Annotated in this window: 13 protein-coding genes; 6 read left to right on the top strand and 7 right to left on the bottom strand. The window is 68.9% G+C overall.

Annotated elements, in window-relative coordinates:
• The first annotated feature begins 61 nt into the window (after positions 1 to 61).
• Together ACFTWF_RS14675 and ACFTWF_RS14670 are read left to right on the top strand one after the other, a co-directional pair.
• The gene (locus ACFTWF_RS14675; protein WP_378461939.1) at positions 62 to 2,779 is read left to right on the top strand and encodes an ATP-binding cassette domain-containing protein; all 2,718 of its coding nucleotides are present in this window, start codon (positions 62 to 64) and stop codon (positions 2,777 to 2,779) included.
• On the top strand, positions 2,776 to 3,534 hold the full coding sequence (locus ACFTWF_RS14670) for an ABC transporter ATP-binding protein (protein WP_378461938.1): 759 nt from the start codon (positions 2,776 to 2,778) through the stop codon (positions 3,532 to 3,534). Before ACFTWF_RS14675 ends, ACFTWF_RS14670 begins: the two co-directional genes overlap by 4 nt.
• A 363-nt stretch (positions 3,535 to 3,897) precedes the next feature.
• Here ACFTWF_RS14670 and ACFTWF_RS14665 read toward each other — a convergent pair whose 3' ends face one another.
• Complete coding sequence (locus ACFTWF_RS14665) at positions 3,898 to 5,202, bottom strand: ABC transporter substrate-binding protein (RefSeq protein ID WP_378461937.1); 1,305 nt, start codon at positions 5,200 to 5,202, stop codon at positions 3,898 to 3,900.
• A 229-nt stretch (positions 5,203 to 5,431) separates the two neighbouring features.
• Between ACFTWF_RS14665 and ACFTWF_RS14660 the strand changes: the two genes are divergently transcribed.
• Positions 5,432 to 5,968, top strand: a complete 537-nt coding sequence (locus ACFTWF_RS14660; protein ID WP_378461936.1) for a nuclear transport factor 2 family protein — start codon at positions 5,432 to 5,434, stop codon at positions 5,966 to 5,968.
• Between the two features lie 44 nt (positions 5,969 to 6,012).
• Here ACFTWF_RS14660 and ACFTWF_RS14655 read toward each other — a convergent pair whose 3' ends face one another.
• From ACFTWF_RS14655 to ACFTWF_RS14645, 3 genes are all read right to left on the bottom strand, one after another.
• A complete protein-coding gene (locus ACFTWF_RS14655) occupies positions 6,013 to 6,777 on the bottom strand; it encodes an SDR family NAD(P)-dependent oxidoreductase (RefSeq protein ID WP_378461935.1) in 765 nt (254 codons plus the stop codon).
• An 8-nt stretch (positions 6,778 to 6,785) separates the two neighbouring features.
• Positions 6,786 to 7,001, bottom strand: coding sequence for a ferredoxin (locus ACFTWF_RS14650; RefSeq protein ID WP_378461934.1), 216 nt, complete (start codon positions 6,999 to 7,001; stop codon positions 6,786 to 6,788).
• 139 nt (positions 7,002 to 7,140) lie between these two features.
• Entirely contained in the window at positions 7,141 to 8,457 is a 1,317-nt protein-coding gene (locus ACFTWF_RS14645; RefSeq protein WP_378461933.1) for a hypothetical protein, read from the bottom strand.
• A gap of 91 nt (positions 8,458 to 8,548) precedes the next feature.
• Between ACFTWF_RS14645 and ACFTWF_RS14640 the strand changes: the two genes are divergently transcribed.
• Positions 8,549 to 9,535 (top strand): PDR/VanB family oxidoreductase, encoded by a 987-nt coding sequence (locus ACFTWF_RS14640; protein WP_378461932.1) that lies wholly within the window; start codon positions 8,549 to 8,551, stop codon positions 9,533 to 9,535.
• Between the two features lie 28 nt (positions 9,536 to 9,563).
• Positions 9,564 to 10,838: a cytochrome P450 gene (locus ACFTWF_RS14635; protein WP_378461931.1), complete on the top strand. Its 1,275-nt coding sequence runs from the start codon at positions 9,564 to 9,566 to the stop codon at positions 10,836 to 10,838.
• Between the two features lie 52 nt (positions 10,839 to 10,890).
• Here ACFTWF_RS14635 and ACFTWF_RS14630 read toward each other — a convergent pair whose 3' ends face one another.
• Together ACFTWF_RS14630 and ACFTWF_RS14625 are read right to left on the bottom strand one after the other, a co-directional pair.
• Positions 10,891 to 12,024 (bottom strand): amidohydrolase family protein, encoded by a 1,134-nt coding sequence (locus ACFTWF_RS14630; RefSeq protein WP_378461930.1) that lies wholly within the window; start codon positions 12,022 to 12,024, stop codon positions 10,891 to 10,893.
• Complete coding sequence (locus ACFTWF_RS14625; RefSeq protein ID WP_378461929.1) at positions 12,021 to 12,608, bottom strand: Rieske (2Fe-2S) protein; 588 nt, start codon at positions 12,606 to 12,608, stop codon at positions 12,021 to 12,023. Before ACFTWF_RS14625 ends, ACFTWF_RS14630 begins: the two co-directional genes overlap by 4 nt.
• Before the next feature lie 92 nt (positions 12,609 to 12,700).
• Here ACFTWF_RS14625 and ACFTWF_RS14620 point away from each other — a divergent pair, with 92 nt between their 5' ends.
• Positions 12,701 to 15,124, top strand: coding sequence for a CoA transferase (locus tag ACFTWF_RS14620; RefSeq protein ID WP_378461928.1), 2,424 nt, complete (start codon positions 12,701 to 12,703; stop codon positions 15,122 to 15,124).
• 15 nt (positions 15,125 to 15,139) lie between these two features.
• Here ACFTWF_RS14620 and ACFTWF_RS14615 read toward each other — a convergent pair whose 3' ends face one another.
• Entirely contained in the window at positions 15,140 to 16,429 is a 1,290-nt protein-coding gene (locus tag ACFTWF_RS14615; RefSeq protein WP_378461927.1) for an ABC transporter substrate-binding protein, read from the bottom strand.
• Positions 16,430 to 16,456: the final 27 nt, after the last annotated feature.

The raw sequence follows: 16,456 nt of genomic DNA, 5'->3' as shown, positions 1-16,456 counted from the left end.
TAGAAACCGACGCCCGGTCCCGGGGCGCGTGCCATCGTTCCCAGCAACCTCGAGGTATCACGTGGACACTCTCCTGCCCTTCATCGTCGCCGGATTGGTGACCGGATCTGTGCTCGGCCTCGCCGGGACGGGGCTGGTTCTGACGTACAAGACGTCCGGCCTGTTCAATATCGGCCACGGCGCGATCGCCGCCGCGGCCGCCTACATCTTCTACTGGCTGCATGTCGAGCTCACCATGAACTGGTGGCTCGCGATGCTGCTGTCGGTACTGGTGTTCGGCCCGCTGAGCGGTCTGGTCCTCTCTGCGGTGAGTCTCAAACTGAGCAACCAGCGGCCCACCTTCAAGGTGGTGGCCACGGTGGGCATCGTCCTGCTCGTCCAGGGCCTGTCCACCGTCAAGTTCGGTTTCAACCCGTTGCGGCCCGAGCCGTTCCTGCCCGGCGCCACCAAGTTCACGCGGATCGCCGGCGTCAACGTCACCTATGCCCAGCTGACGATCATCGTCATCTCCCTGGTGATCGTCGCCGCGCTGTTCTACTTCTTCCGCTTCAGCCGGGTCGGCCTGGCCATGCGGGCGGTGGTCAACGATCCCGACCTCGTCGCCCTGCACGGCACCAGCCCGCAGGCCGTCCAGCGGCTGTCCTGGGGCATCGGCGCCTCGTTCGCGGCCCTGTCGGGCGTGCTGATCGCTCCGACCGCCGGCATCGAGGCGGTCGCGATGACCTTCCTGTTCGTGCAGGCCTTCGGCGCCGCCGCACTGGGCGGGTTCTCGAACATCCCGTTGACCTACATCGGCGCGCTGGTGATCGGCGTCGCCTCGAGCCTCTTCACCAAGTTCGCGATCGACATCCCGTCCCTGCAGGGCATGTCGACGGCGCTGCCCTTCATCGTCCTCATCGTCGCACTCATGGTGACGCCCAAGCGGCGCCTCGACGTGCCGGCGAGAGCCGAGCAGGCGCCCAAGATCCCGTACCACGGCCCGACCAGCACCCGACTCATCGGCGGTGGCGTCGTGCTGGTCTTCCTGCTCCTCGGCCCGCAGATCTTCTCCTCCAACCTGACCTTCCTGACCGTCGGCCTCACGCAGGCGATCGTGCTGCTCTCGCTCGGTCTGGTCGTACGCACCGGTGGCATGGTCTCGCTGTGCCAGGCCGTATTCGCCGCGATCGGTGCCGTCACCTTCGCCCAGGTCAGTGCCCACTGGGGTCTGCCGTGGCTGGTCGGCGTCCTGCTCTCCGCACTGGTCGTCGTCCCAGTGGCGGCGCTGCTCGCCCTGCCGGCCATCCGTCTACAGGGACTCTTCCTCGCGCTGGCCACGCTCGGCTTCGGCCTGTCCGCGGAGGCCTGGCTCTATCAGAAGAGCTGGTTCTTCGGCACGACCGGCACCGGTCTGCCGATGCCGCGACCGGGCGACGCCGGCGACGAGGCGTGGTACTACGTCGTGCTCGCCTTCTTCGTCGTCGCCGCACTCGTGATGGTGCTCATCCACCAGAGCCGGCTGGGCCGGGTGTTGCGCGGGCTGTCGGAGGCGACGCTCGCGGTGCGCACCCTCGGACTCAACACCAATCTGCTGCGCCTCATCGTCTTCTGCATCGCCGGCTACATCGCCGGCATCGGCGGCACGCTGTACGGCAGCACCATCCACTACGCGGTGCTCGGCGACAGCAACTACGCCGCCTACTACTCACTGGTCCTGGTCGCCACGCTGGCACTGATGCCGTTCCGCGAGCCGTGGTACGCGGTCGTGGGCGTCGTCTCGGCGATGATCCCGGCGTACTGGCACAGCGAGACCGCCACCCCGTGGCTCAGCGTGATCTTCGGCGTCGGCGCCATCGTGATCGCCACCCGCGGCGGCTCGGACACACTCCCGCAGCGCGCCCGCGACTTCATCGACACCTACTTCCGGCGTCGCAAGGAGGCACCGATCGTCGCCGTCGCCGACGATCCGTGGCAGATCCCGTCGGCGGCGACCGGCCTGGAGATCCGCGACCTGACGATCAAGTACGGCGGTCGGACCGCGCTCGACAAGGCGGTGCTGACGGCTCCGGTCGGCCAGATCACCGGTCTGATCGGCCCCAACGGTGCGGGCAAGACCACGCTGTTCAACGCCGCGAGCGGCCTGCTCACCCCGACCACCGGCCGGGTCATGCTGCACGGCGAGGACGTCACCGGCCTCGGCGCCGCGGCCCGTGGACGCCGCGGTCTCGGCCGGACGTTCCAGCTCATGCAGTTGGCGGATTCGCTCACGGTGGCGCAGAACGTCGCGCTCGGCGTCGAGTCCGGCATGGCCGGCTCCAGCCTGCGCGGTCAACTGGTCGCGACCCGGAAGGAACGCAAGGCGACCCTGGAGGCGGCCGAGTACGCGATGGAGCTGTGCGGGATCGCACACCTTCGTGACGTGAACGCGGGCGAGCTCTCCACCGGACAGCGGCGCCTCGTCGAGCTGGCACGCTGCCTCAGCGGTCCCTTCGACGTCCTGCTGTTGGACGAGCCGTCGTCCGGCCTGGATCCGGTCGAGACGGAGAAATTCGGCGAGACCCTGACCCAGATCGTCGAGACCCGCGGCTGCGGCATCCTGCTGGTCGAGCACGACATGGCTCTCGTACTCAGGATCTGCGCGCAGATCCATGTCCTCGACTTCGGCAAGATGCTCTTCCACGGCACGCCGACCGAGGTCCGCAACAGTCCCGTCGTCCAGGCGGCGTATCTCGGCTCGGAGACCGAGGCCGAGATCGAGATCGACACCGCCGACGACCTCATCGAGGAGATGGTCCGATGACCGAACGAACGACCGCGACAGAGGCCGGAGGGGGAGTCGCCCTTTCCCAGAAGCCGGCCCTCGAACTGCGCAACGTCAACGCCAGCTACGGGACCACCTCGGTGCTCCGGGATGTGTCCCTGCGGGTGGAGCCGGGTTCGGTGACGGCCCTGATCGGCCCCAACGGTGCAGGCAAGACCACGTCGCTGCGGGTCGCCTCGGGGCTGATCCGACCCTCGGCGGGCGAGGTGCTGATCGACGGTGACGAGGTCACCCGAACCTCGGCGGCGCGGCGCTCGCGCGCGGGACTGTGCCACGTGCCCGAGGGCCGGGGCGTCTACCGCAACCTCACCGTGCGGGAGAACTTGTTGATGCAGTCCAACGCATTCAACGCCCAGGAGAGCATCGAGATCGCGACCGGCGTCTTCCCGCGTCTGGGAGAGCGGCTGAACCAGAAGGCCGGCACCATGTCGGGCGGTGAACAGCAGATGCTCGCGCTGTCGGCCGCCTACGTCGCCAACCCGCGTCTGGTTCTCGTCGACGAGCCCTCGCTCGGTCTGGCGCCGATCATCGTGGACCTGGTCTTCGACTTCCTCCGCACCCTGCGTGAGAAGGGCGTCGCACTACTCCTCGTCGACCAGTACGCGCTGCGCACCCTGTCGATCGCCGACCACGCCTATGTGTTGCGCCGCGGCGAGATCGCCTACGACGGCAGCGCCGCGACATTGCTCCAGGGCAACGTCCTCGAGCAGTACATCGGCGACGGCGCCGCCTGAGTCCCTCCCACGCCGCTGACGCAACCGAGCCCGCCCCCCTTGTGGGGGGCGGGCTCGGTTGCGTGGAGATCTCCCCTGCAGGCGCCTGCGTCCAGGGCGTGCCCCAGCTTGCCGGACCAAGTTCCGGGTAGTGGTGCGGCGCTGAGCGATTCGGTTGCCGGGGTAGCGGGCAGGTCAGCAGTCGATGCACGAAATGAACTGAGACGCCACTCCTTGCTATCGCGCGGCCGTTCGGCCCCGAAGGAGCGAAGAGTGGCGGCTGAGTACGACGTCAGCCCCTACCCTGCGCCCTGTGCCGGAGATGGCCGAAGGCCCGCGCCCTCCGGATGGAGGGCGCGGGCCTTCGGTGATGCGAGCGGTGGATCAGATACCCAGGCCGGGCAGGTAGCCCCCGCAGGTGCTGGCGAGGTCGCCTTTCGCACTGTTGCCGGACGTTGCCGGCGGGATGCCCTCGGGGTTGTCGTCGCCGGCGTTGAAGGTGAACAGCCAGTTGCAGCCGACCGGCTTGGAGGGCTGGCCCTTGGTGTATGTGATCGGCTCCGGCAGAAGGCCGTCGAGGGTCTCGTCCTTGATGGTGTACATCGCGTCCATCGCCGTCGACCGGTTGATCTCGGCCGGATTGGCGTTCTCCAGCGCCTTCTGGAACAGCTCGAAGCTGGACCAGATGGCGGTGGAATTGCCGGAGCTGTAGACGCCGTCGGGCGAGTACTTGTTCATGGCGTCGCGGTAGGTCACGACCTTTGCGTCGTCGGACCACCACGGGAAGCCCTGTGTGCCGCCGGCCGACTTGAAGCCCGAGACCTTGCTGAACGCCTCCTGGTCGAAGCCTGAGTTGATGACCGAGAAGATGCCGTCGTAGCCCTGCTGCAGGCAGTCGGTCGCGACACGGGCGCCGACGGCATAGCCGATGTTGAAGGCGATCGCGTCGGTGTCCTTGCCGGTGAAGGCCAGGCACTGGGCGGTGTAGTCGCTGGCCGTCGCCGAGAACTGCTGCACACCGGTCGGAGTCATGCCGATGGACTTGACGTAGTCCTCGGCCTTTTCGCCGTTGGTCGCGCAGACGGCGACCTCGGCGCAGGCGGCCCAGCCGAAGCTCTTCGCACCTGCTGCCTTGGACTGGTCGATGTAGGACTTGATGGTGTAGTCCGAACCGGAGACGTTCTGGAAGACGCCGGGGACCTTCGACCAGAGCAGGTCGCTGGAGCCGCCGCCACTGATCACCGGGACCGGAGTGTCCTTGAACAGATCAGCCATCGACCCCTCGGCGACCAGATCGGTCATGAAGATTGCGTCGACACTGTCGTCGGCGAGAAATGCCTTGGCCGCCGAGGTGGCGCCCGGAACGGTGTTCTTGGAGTCGACCATGTCGATCTCGACCGGGTGACCGAGGATGCCGCCGTTGGCGTTGGTGTACTCCTGCCAGGCGTGTGCGACGGCCTCGGCCGCGAGGCCGTTCGTGGCCTGCGCGCCGGATTTGGAAGCGACATAACCGATCTTGATCGGCGTCCCGGTCAAGCTGGACGAGCTGCCGCCGCTGTCGGGGCCGGACGTGGATGTGTCGTTGCTGCTGCCGCCGCACGCTGCGAGTGCCACGCTGGCCATGCTGGCCACGGCGAACACGGCACCGACCCGCGTTGCCTTCTTGAGGGTGAGAATCCTGGATGACACCGATGCTCCTCGTGTGTTCGGGTCCCGTCATCGGGCGACGGGTGTCCTCTGAAGGGAACATAGATGAGACGAGCATCACTTGTCTACTTATTACATAATAGTAAACACACTTGATTACGACTCGAAATCCGAGAAGTCCCACGTGCTGGACGATGTGGACCCGCCGCGCTAGCCTACTTTGAGCATAAGTTGACAACAACTGACGGCGTTCTGACCGAAGGAGCGATACATGACTGCAACGCTTGACCTGGCGCTGCTGGCCGACAAGATGGAGCTCACCGAACTGGTGGCCAAGCTCGAACGCGCCGTGGACCGGATGGACCGCGAGGGGATCCTGGCCTGCTACTCCGAGAAGTCCTTCGACGACCACGGTCGCTTCCGGGGGAGCCGCGAGGAGTTCGCCGAGTTCATCTGCAACAACCCCGGATTCACGTCGGCCTCCAGCTTCATCTACCACCTGATGGGCCAGTCGATCTTCGAGGTCGAGGGCGACGAGGCGTACGGCGAATCCTACTTCGCCTACTGGATGCAGACCGCCGAGGACCGGCTCTACCAGTCGATCGGGCGCTATCTCGACTACTTCCAGCGCACCGAGGACGGCTGGAAGATCACCTACCGCCGCGTGGTGATGGAGTGGGACGGGACGGTGCCCTGCCAGAATGCCGTGCCGGGCGGCCACTTCCGGGGCACGCGCGACCAGAACGATCCGCTCTACAAGCGCCTGAAGTGGCCGGAGAACCCGGAGACCGAGACGTCGATCGGCTGAGGCGCACGCCCGGCGGCGGGCTCAGCCGATCGACCTGGTTCGGTTCAGATCGAGAGTCCGCCGTCGGCGACGACGATCTGCCCCGTCACGAACGAGGCGTCCCGAGAGAGCAGGAACGCCACCACGGCGGCAACCTCTTCCGGGTCCGAGATGCGGCCCATCGGGATGCGCGTCCGCAGTCGCTCCTCGCCCTCCGGGTCGAGCAGCCGGTCGATCATCGCCGTGCGCATGTGCCCGGGTCCGACCGCGTTCACCCGCACCCCGTCGGCCGCATGGTCGCGTGCCGCCGACCGGGTCAGGCCGAGCACCCCGTGCTTGGCCGCGGCATAGGAGGCAATTCCTCGTGCCTGGACCGTCGTGGCGGCGTAGGAGGCGACGTTGACGATCGCGCCGCGGCCTGCCGCGACCATCACCCCGAGTTCCGCACGCTGGCAGCGGAAGACGGCCGTCAGGTCCAGTGCGATCGTGTCGTTCCACAGCTCGTCCGGATACTCGGCCGCCGGTCTCGGCGCCGGGCTGACCCCGGCGTTGTTCACGGCGCCGTCGAGCCGGCCGAACTCGGCCAGGGTCGCCTCCACCAGACGCTCCGGATGGGCGGGGTCGGTGATGTCGCCGGGCACACTGAGGCATCGCCCGCCGAGCCGGCGCACCTCCTCGGCCACTTCTGCGCAGCGATCCGCGCGCCGACCCGTGACCACCACGTCGGCACCTTCCGCCGCGAGCCGCAGCGCGCAGGCCGCACCCAGGCCGCCGGTCGCCCCGGTCACCAGGACCACGTGGTCGTCGAACCGGCGGCAGCCCCCGCTCATGGGCGCGTTCACCCGCGCAGGCTGATCGCCTGCATGGGGCACATGTCGACGGCGACGGCCGCCGCCTCGGCGTCGGCAGCGGTGAGGTCGGGCGAGACGTACTCGTCCTGGGCCGTGGACCGGAACGACAGCAGGCCCTCGTCGGTGAGCGAGAAGAGGGACGGCGTGGCGAACGTGCACTGACCATGGTTTTCACACTGGTTGAGGTCGACTGCGAGTTTCATCGGGATTCTCCTGGGGTTGTCAGAGGATGGAAACGTGTGGGGTCTCGTCGGCACTCTCCCCATGTGAGTGCCGTGGTGTGCCCGGGCACGCTTTCTCACTCACCTGGGGGAGAGGCAGGCGCCCGCCGCATCGAGCGGTTCAGTAGCCGAGCGCCTCGGTGTTCTTCCCGGTCGGGTCCACCCAGTCCAGCGGCGCCTTGCGTCCGGGGTCGAACTCGAAGCCCGGCGTCTCGAAGACCTCGGGAGCCAGCCGTGGCCGCTCACCGGGCCCGTAGTGCCGGCCGTCCAGTGGCCAGTCGAAGCCCTCCAGATCGTCGGTGTCCTTGCCCAGGACGCGGCCGGTGGCCTCGAACTCCTCGAGGACGGCGGGGAGGCCGAACCGCTGCACCGGGCAGACCTTCATGCAGACCGAGCAGCCGGCGGTCTTGCCCATCACGGGCAGGCAGCGCTTGGTGTTGAGCTTCGCCTTGACGACGCCACGGCTCTCCTTGCGGACCGCCGGGATCGCGCCCGCGGGACACCGGCGCACGCAGATCTGGCACTTGTCGCACACGCCCTCGATCCCGAAGTCCACCGGGACGTCGTGGAGGAACGGCGCGTCGGTCGACATCACCTCGATCCGACAGCGCGACCCGGCATCCGGTGTCAACAGCTGGCCGTTGAGCCCGAGCTGGCCCAGCCCCGCCTGGACGGCGTACGGGATCACCATCGACTCGCCCACGAATCCTTCGGCCCTGGCGGCGTAGCCCTGCGCTCGGATCCAGTCGGCGAGCAGACGCATCCGGTCCTCGAGCCCGGCATACGCGGAGAGGGCGGCCTTCTCCGACCGCAGGCTCGGGCACATCTGGGTGGAGTCGAAGTTCTGCTCGACGATGCCGACGATGATCGTGTCGCCGACGGCGAGGCCGTGGTATTCGGCGTAGTTGTACTTGATGTCGTAGGCGGTCACGCCGACCGCGGCGAGGCCGAGGCGTGCCGCCTCACGCTTCATCGCCTCGGTGAGCGCTGCCGGCGTCACCCGGGCGGGCGGTGCGGTGGCGTCGGGGTGGAGGTTGGCCTGCGCACGGCGTCGGGCGGCGCCTTGGACGCGCGGCGACGTCGAGAGCAGCGAGATCCACATGTGGCCGGTGGGGCTGTGCTCTCCACGCATCTCCGGGTGGAGTCGGATGAAGTCGTGCAGCGGAGCCTCGTCGAATGCGCGCTGCTGCGCCTCGGGAAGCAGTTGGACGCCGGGGCCGGTGCGCAGCTCGTCGGCCGGTGCCGGGATCGGGGTGCTCCAGGGGCGACCGTGCGGTGCGCGCCTCGGGTGGGCCCAGATCGGCAGTCGCGGGATCCACCACATCTTCGGGCGATACGGCAGCGTCTTGCGCGCGATGGGGTAGAGCAGATTGCTGAGCTGATGCCCCCACTTCAGCGCTGCGCGCTGCAGGCCGTTGCGGGTGAATTCTCCGGCCATCTCCGCCACCCTTCGTCGAACGATGTTATGTACAAATCATGTTACTATGATTTCTAATGTTTTTACAGCAACGATGTCGAGGGCTATCGAAATGACACAGACCGGCGCACTGAGGGATCCCCTGTCGGCCGACCAGGACCGGCTCTTCGATGCGACTGTGCGAGCAGTCGTCGCCGAGGCCGACGGCGTCCGCTCCTTCGAACTGGTGCGCGCCGACGGGGGCGCGATGCCCACGTGGACGCCCGGCGCACACGTCGATCTGGTGCTCGGAAACGGCGTCGAGCGGCAGTACTCGCTGTGCGGCGACCCGGCCGACACGTCGTCGTGGCGGGTGGCCGTCCTGCGCGAGCCGGAGAGCAGAGGCGGTTCGTCGTATCTGCACGAGACGGTCGCGGCCGGACACACCGTGCGCGTGCGCGGCCCCCGCAACGAGTTCGCACTGGAGGAGGCGCAGCGTCACCTCTTCATCGCAGGTGGCATCGGCATCACGCCGCTGCTGACCATGATCGCCGAGCTGGAGGGCCGCCGGGCCGACTGGCGGCTGGTCTACGGCGGCAGGCGCCGGAACTCGATGGCCTTCCGCGGCGAGTTGGAGCGCTACGGGGACCGGGTCACGCTGTGGCCCGAGGACGAGCGCGGCCTGATCGACTTGGCCGGGCTGCTCGGCGAGCCGGTCGACGGCACCGCGGTCTACTGCTGCGGTCCCGGTGCGCTGATCGACGCGGTCGAGGCGCAGTGCGCCGAGTGGCCCACCGGAGCCTTGCACGTCGAGCGCTTCCGGCCCAAGGACGGTGCCCTGGACGGCCCGACGACCTCCTTCGAGGTGGTGCTCGACGCTTCGGGGCTCACCATGACGGTGGGACCCGACGAGTCCATCGCCGACGTCGTCGAGCGGGCCGGCGTGGACATTTTCACGTCCTGCCGCGAGGGCACCTGCGGTACCTGCGAGACCACCGTCCTCGACGGCGAGCCGGACCATCGCGACTCCCTGCTGACCGAGGACGAGCGGGCCGCGAACGACGTGATGATGATCTGCTGTTCCCGATCCAAGGGCCCGCGCCTCGTCCTCGACTTGTGAGTCCCCGAACCGACAGAGAGGCACGCCGATGACCGTGACCGATGCCCGACTGGGCGACCTCGAGGAGCGGGCGAGCCGCTTCTTCGCACTCGACCCCGAGATGCTGGCCGATCCCTGGTCGCTCTACGCGGACTTGCGCGCGCACGCGCCCGTGCTGCGCGTCGGACCGGTCGTGGTGGTCTCGCGGTACGACGACATCAAGGCGATCTTCCGCGACACCGAGCGCTTCTCCAACCGGCGGCAGACCGGCTCCCGCGTCACCGAGAAACGGGCCGCCCTGGGCGGCGACGAGCTGGCGATGTACGACCATCTCATCGGGCACGACTCCCATCACCTCGGACTGAACGACCCACCGGACCACAGCCGGCTGCGCCGCTTCGTCGCCCGGGCCTTTTCGGTGCGGGCGATCAACGCGCTGCGCGGTGAGGCGGAGGGGGTCGCCGAGGAACTGCTCGACGGCATCGCCGCCACCGGCGAGGGCCCGTTCGACCTGGGCGCGCTCTCCTTCTACCTGCCGTTCCGGGTGGTCTGCCGGATGCTGCGCATCCCCGACATCGACGTCGAGTCGTTCCGTGGCTGGGCACTGGCCGCGCGTCGTGGTCTGGGCACCAACTACGAGAACCTCGCCGAGGCGTACGACGCGGTCCGCAACATCGAGGCGTACGTCCACGACGTGATTCGCTCACGTCGGCCGGGGAGCTCCGCCGACGGCCCCGACGACGACCTGGTCTCGAACCTGCTCGCGGCGGGCGAGGACGGCACCGGACTCAGCGACGCCGAGCTGACCACGATGTTCACCGTCATGCTCACCTCGGGCAACGCCAACGACATGATCTCCAACGCGGTGATCGCCCTGGACGCCTTCCCCGGGCAGCGAACCCTGCTCCACGAGCGTCCCGAGTTGATGAGCAACGCGATCGAGGAGTTCTTCCGCTACTGCCCCTCCGCGCACGGCGTGCACCGCGCGGTCGCGGTCGACACCGAGATCGACGGGTTCGAGGTTCGTACCGGCGAGACGCTCCGCCTGCTCGTCGCGTCGGCCAACCACGACCCGGCCCGGTTCCCCGACCCCGAGCGGCTCGACATCGAGCGTGAGGATGCCAAGCACCAACTCGACTTCGGGTTCGGGATCCACACCTGCCTGGGACAGTGGCTCGCCCGACTCGACATCGAGGTCGGGCTGACCGCCCTCTATCGGCGTTACCCGGACCTCCGCGTCGCCGGTGGGTTCGACTACCGCCCGGAGTACAACTTCCGCGGTCCGGTGCGGCTCCTGGTCTCGGGCCGCGGACGCTGTTCCTGAGACGCTGATCGGCGGGTCCACGTACGACGTACGGGGCCCGCCGATCAGCGTCTCAGAGGCGGTACCAGGACCGGGCGTTCTCCGCCATGGTCTTGGCCCGCATCGACTCCGGCATCGCGCTCAGCAGCTGGGCCAGGTCGTCGTCGTGCGCGTGTGGGTAGTCGGTGGCGAACATGAGCAGGTCTTCGCTGCGGAGCCACCCGATCGCCTTCTCCAGCAATGGGGTGGGACCGGCTTCGGTGGGTGCGGTGGAGAAGCGGAAGTGCTTGCGCACCAAGTCGAACGGTGGCTCGGTCAGCCACGGCACCTCGCGACGCAGCCCCTTCCAGTCCTTGTTCATCCGCCAGCCCCATGCGGGCAGCCACAGGAACCCGCCTTCGAGGACGGAGACGCGCAGGTCGGGGACGACCTGGAACAGGCCCTCGGCGACCATGCTGGTGATCTGGCTACCGAAGGCCTGCCACTCGGCGGCGTACTCCTCGACGAAATACGACGGGTAGCCCGTGGTCGACGGCACGCCGTCAGCGGTGCCCCCGTAGTGCAGCCCGGCGACCAGGCCGCGCTCGGCCATCGCCTCGAAGACTGGGAAGAACATCCGCCGGCCCCACAGGGCGTCGGTGCGCACCGGCAGGAGCACCTGCACGATTCCCGGGTGCGAGCCGACGCGTTCGATCTCCCTGATCATGGACGCCGGGTCGCGGGCGGGCAGCACCATCGAGGCACGCAGCCGGGAGTCCCTGCTCAGCCACTCCTCGATCAGCCAGTCGTTGACTGCGCCGGCCATCGCGTTGTGCCAATCGGGCTGGCGGATGCTGTCGATGCCGTAGTAGCAGTTGAGGATGGCACGATCGACGTCCCACGGGTCGAGGACGTGCCTGCGCAGCAGGTCCACGTCCGAGGCCGGGGTGCGGCCGTCAGTGGGCCGCCACTGCGGACGGCAGGTGCGCGGTGAGTTAGGAGGGTAGTGCGACAGCGGACCCTGCGGCTGCTTCCAGTTCCGCTCGGTGCACCAGTCGACCCACTGCTGGGCGAGGTAGGGGAAGAGCGTCTCGGCGCTCGGCACCTGGGCGTGCACGTCGACGTCGATGACGCTGCCGGTCCACAGCGTCTCGCGTCCCGCGCGGTCTGCGACGGGCTCGATCTCGGCCGGCTCGGTCGGTGCCGAGGGAGTGGTCAGGGTGGTCACGCAGTCTCCTGCTTCTCGGTGCGGGCCCCCTGGGCACGCTGTGGTCGCTGTGGACGGAGGTCGACGACGAGGTAGTCGTCCTCGATCTGGACGCTGACCGTCTCGGCCCGGAGCGGTCCGGGCTGCAACCCGGCGACGGCGGGCCCGGCCTCGTCGCCCCGGTCGGCCGCGACGGCGGCGTACTGCTGCGGGGTGAGCCGGGAGAGCGCCACTGTTCCCTCGTCGAGATCGTGGGTGACCGTCGCGCCGCTCTCGACCTCGACCCGGTAGGGCCGCCCGCGCATGCCTACCGGGTCGAAGTAGGACTGGCCGGTGACCACGTCGAACTCCCAGCCGTGCCACGGGCAGACCAGGAAGGTGTGCTCGGTGTCGTAGTGGTACTCGCCCGGGACGGCCGCTGTCACCCGCGGCAGGAATCGCCCCGCGCACAGGTCGGCGCCGCGGTGCGGGCAGCGGTTGAGCAGGCCGTAGTAGCGGCCCTTGACGTTGAAGATCGCGATCGAGCGGCCGCCCGCGTCGACGGCCATCTTCTCCCCGTCGGCGAGATCGGCCGCCTTGCCGACGACGTACCTCCTGGTGTTCACCTGACCTCCTGACTTGCCCCGTCGTATTCGGACCTTGTTTTGTTTCTATTGTGCAGAAATGATGTAGCTATGTATATAGAGGGTCCGGCCCGATGACGACCGGTGCACTGAGCGGGTTGCGTGTCCTGGACCTCGGCCATTTCCTGGCCGGGCCCATGCTGGCGATGTTCCTCGGCGACAACGGCGCCGACGTGATCCACATCGATCCTCCGGACGGCCCGCGGTGGGATTCGCCGGCGAACGCTGCGCTGTATCGCAACAAGCGGCAGCTCCGCCTCGATCTCCACGACCCGGCGGCCGTCGCCCGGGCTGTGGCGTTGGCCGAGTCCGCCGACGTCGTGATCGACAACTTCCGCCCGGGAGTCCTGGAGCGACTGGGTCTGGACCCGGTGGCCATCCGCGAGCGCGCACCGCAACTGGTGTGGTGCTCGCTGCCGGGCTTCCCCCGCGACGATCCCCGGGCGGGGCTGCCCGGCTGGGACGGTCTGCTCGCCGCGGCCACCGGCCTGTACCCGGCGCGGCACGGTGAGGTCGACGGTGACCCCGTCTTCAGCGCGCTCCCGATGGCCTCGACCTTCGCGGCTTTCATGGCGTCGCACCGGGTGGCCGGCGCACTGCTCACCCGAGCCTCCACCGGACGGGGCGCGTGGATCGAGGTCTCCCTGTACGAGGCGGCCTTCCAGGCGGTGGGCTCCTACGCCGAGGTCCCCGTCTCCCGCAAGACCGACAACCCGACGTACGCGCGTCTGCACCGGATGCTCCAGACCGCGCCGGCGGCCGACGGGACCCACCTCTACTTCGACACGCCGCTGCGCGGCCTGCAGCGGTTCCTCGACCGGTTCCTTCCGCGGTACCGGCTCGTCGATCTCGACGACTCCACGTGCGAGCAGATGGTGCGGGACCTGGTGGAGCTGATCGGCACCCGGTCCGGCCGGGATTGGGAGCGCATCTGCCAGGAGGAGCTCGAGGGTGCCTTCGGGCTGTGCCAGAGCACCCAGGCGTGGCTTGCCGACGACCATGCGCGCGCCAGCCGGTCGGTCATCGAGGTCGCCGACCCCCTGCTCGGTGCGACGGTCCAGCCGGGATTCCCGGTGCTGCTCTCGGAGACTCGGCCCCAGCTGCGCTGGGGCCGTTCCGCGCGGCCCGACGGCGTCGGCCCGGACGCGGACGTCGACTGGGTCGGGGAGGGGTTCTCCTGGTCGAGCGAGAGACAGTTGCGTCACGACCTCCCCCTGGACGGTCTTCGGGTGCTCGACTGCGCCAGTCTGCTCGCCGGGCCGACGAGCACCCGGGTGCTGGCGCAGTACGGCGCCGACGTGCTCAAGATCGACAATCCTGCGGTGGCCGCGAGCGGGGCCGACCCGCTGACCGACGACCTGTCCGCCTTCAACGGCCACCGCACGGTCAGCAGTGGCAAGCGGATGGCGTTCCTCGACCTCCGGGACGAGAGGATCCAGGCCGTGCTGCCGGATCTGATCGGCGACATGGACGTCATCCATCACAACTTCACGCCGGCCGCGGCCGAGCGTCTCGGTCTCGGCGCCGAGCGGGTGCGCGAGCTGAATCCGGCCGCGGTCTACTCCACGATGTCGCTGCACTCGCACGGCGGCTCCCGGGCCGAATACCGCGGTCACGAGCCGCTCGCACAGATGGCGACCGGCATGGGCGTCCGCGCCGGTGGTGAGGGCGCGCCGCGGATGCTCGGCGTCGTGGTCAACGACCACGCGGCCGGCCACCTGAACGCCTTCGGCATCATGCTCGCGCTCCTGGACCGGCTGCGCACCGGTGCGGGACAGCAGGTCAACGCCTCGCTGTCACGGACCGCCACGCTGCATCAGCTGCCGCTCGCGATCGGGTACGACGGCAGGTCGTGGGACGAACCGAGTGGGCCCGAGGCCACGGGCCGGCATGCGCTGGACCGCCTCTACCGTGCCCGCGACGGCTGGTTCTACGTGGCCGCCGGCTCGGGCGGCCGGGACCTGCTCGCGCAGGTCGCCGGGCTCGAGGAGTCGGGCGCCGTGCCGGACGGACACCTCGGCGCGTGGCTGGCCGCACGCTTCGCTGCGCGCCGCGTCGCCGAGGCGGTGGCCGATCTGCGCACCGCCGGGATCGGCGCGCATCGCTACGTGCCGGTGATCGACCTCGTCGCGGACCCGACCGCGCTTCGGCGCGGACTGCTGGCTGTTGTCGACCACCCGGGCATCGGGCGCGCATTCGGGATCGGGCATCCGGTCTTCGGGTCGTTCGAGGACTCGGCGCGTCCGTTCCTGGCCGCCCGGCGACCCGGCCTGGACACCGTCGCCGTCCTGGAGGAGCTGGGTGCCGGTCACCTCCTGGACGACCTGATCGGTTCGGGAGCGGTAGCCGTGGGGAAGAACCCGGTGGTGAACGTCACCGACACTCCCGGTTACTGGGCGAGCGGCTCGATCGAGTCCTACACCACCCCGGCGCGACTGGCCCGAACGATCGAGGTGATCAGATCGGGCCGGCCGCGCCGGATTCATCTCGCGCAGTGAATGTTTCGTCGAGCGTCAGCTGCCGGCGCTGTCCTCGCACGTGCTCGCCAGATCGCCGGTCGCGCCGTTGCCGGACTTCGCGGGCTCGATGCTCGTCGGGTTGTCGTCGCCGGCGTCGAACTCGAGGAACCAGCTGCACTCGACGGGCTGGGAGGGCTCGCCCTTGACGTAGGTGACCGGCTGGGCGAGGAGGCCGCCGAGCGTCTCGTCCTTCACCTGGTACATCGCGTCCATCACCGTCGCGCGGTCGATCGTCGCGGGCTTCGCACCTTCGAGGGCCTTCTTGAAGAGCTCGAAGGACGACCAGATCGCTGTCGCGTTGCCGGACTGCCAGGCGCCGTCGGGGGAGTACTTCGCCATCGCGTCGCGGTACGTCGCCACGGCGGCGTCGTCGGCCCACCAGGGGAATCCCTCGGTGCTGCCGTAGGACTTGAAGCCGCTGACCTTGCCGAAGGCGCTCTGGTCGAATCCGGAGTTCGCGGTCAGGAAGGTGCCGGAGTACCCCTGCCGGAGGCAGTCCGTGGCGAAGCGGGTGCCGGTCGTGTAGCCGGCGTACATCGCGATGCCGTCGGCGCCCTTGCCCGCGAAGGACAGGCAGGGGGCGGTGTAGTCGGACGAGGTCGCGGAGATCAGCTGGGTGCCGACCGGGTCGATGCCGAGCGTCTCGGCGTAGGCCGAGCCCTTCTCGCTGTTCTCCTGACAGTTCTTCACCTCCGAGCAGACCGCCCACCCGAGCTTCTCGGTGCCGGCGGCCTTCGCGACGTCGGCGAACACCCGCGCCGCGTACTCGGCACCGGACACGTCCTGGAAGAGCCCCGGCACGGTGATCCAGGGCACGTTCGTGGCGCCGTTCGCGCTGATGACCGCAACATCGGTGTTCTCGAACGTGTCCGTCATCGCGGACTCGGCGACCAGGTCGGTCAGGAAGACGGCGTCGACGTCGGCGTCGCTCATGAAGCCCTTCACGACCGACGTCGCGCCCGGCACGGTGTTCTTGGTGTCCGTCACCGTGATATCGACGGGATGACCGAGGATGCCTCCGTGCGCGTTGGTGTACTCCTGCCACGCGTGGGCGACGGCCTTGCCGCTGAGTCCGTTGCTCGCCTGCGCCCCCGACATCGAGGCGGCGTACCCGATCTCGATCGGGGTCCCGCTCAGGGCGGGCGCCGCGCTGTCGGTGCCACCCGCCGTCTGCTCGGACCCCGACGTGTTGTCGCCGCAGCCGGCGAGTGTCACCGTCGCCAGCGCCGCCAGAGCGCCGACGATTCGCGCTGTTCTCCTTCGACCGTTCACCTTTACTGTCACGCTTCTCCTCGCGTTCCATCCGGCCTC

The sequence above is a fragment of the Rhodococcus sp. NPDC056960 genome (assembly GCF_042674125.1).
Classification (GTDB): Bacteria; Actinomycetota; Actinomycetes; order Mycobacteriales; family Mycobacteriaceae; genus Rhodococcus_F.
This window is presented reverse-complemented; position numbering and strand designations above follow the sequence as displayed.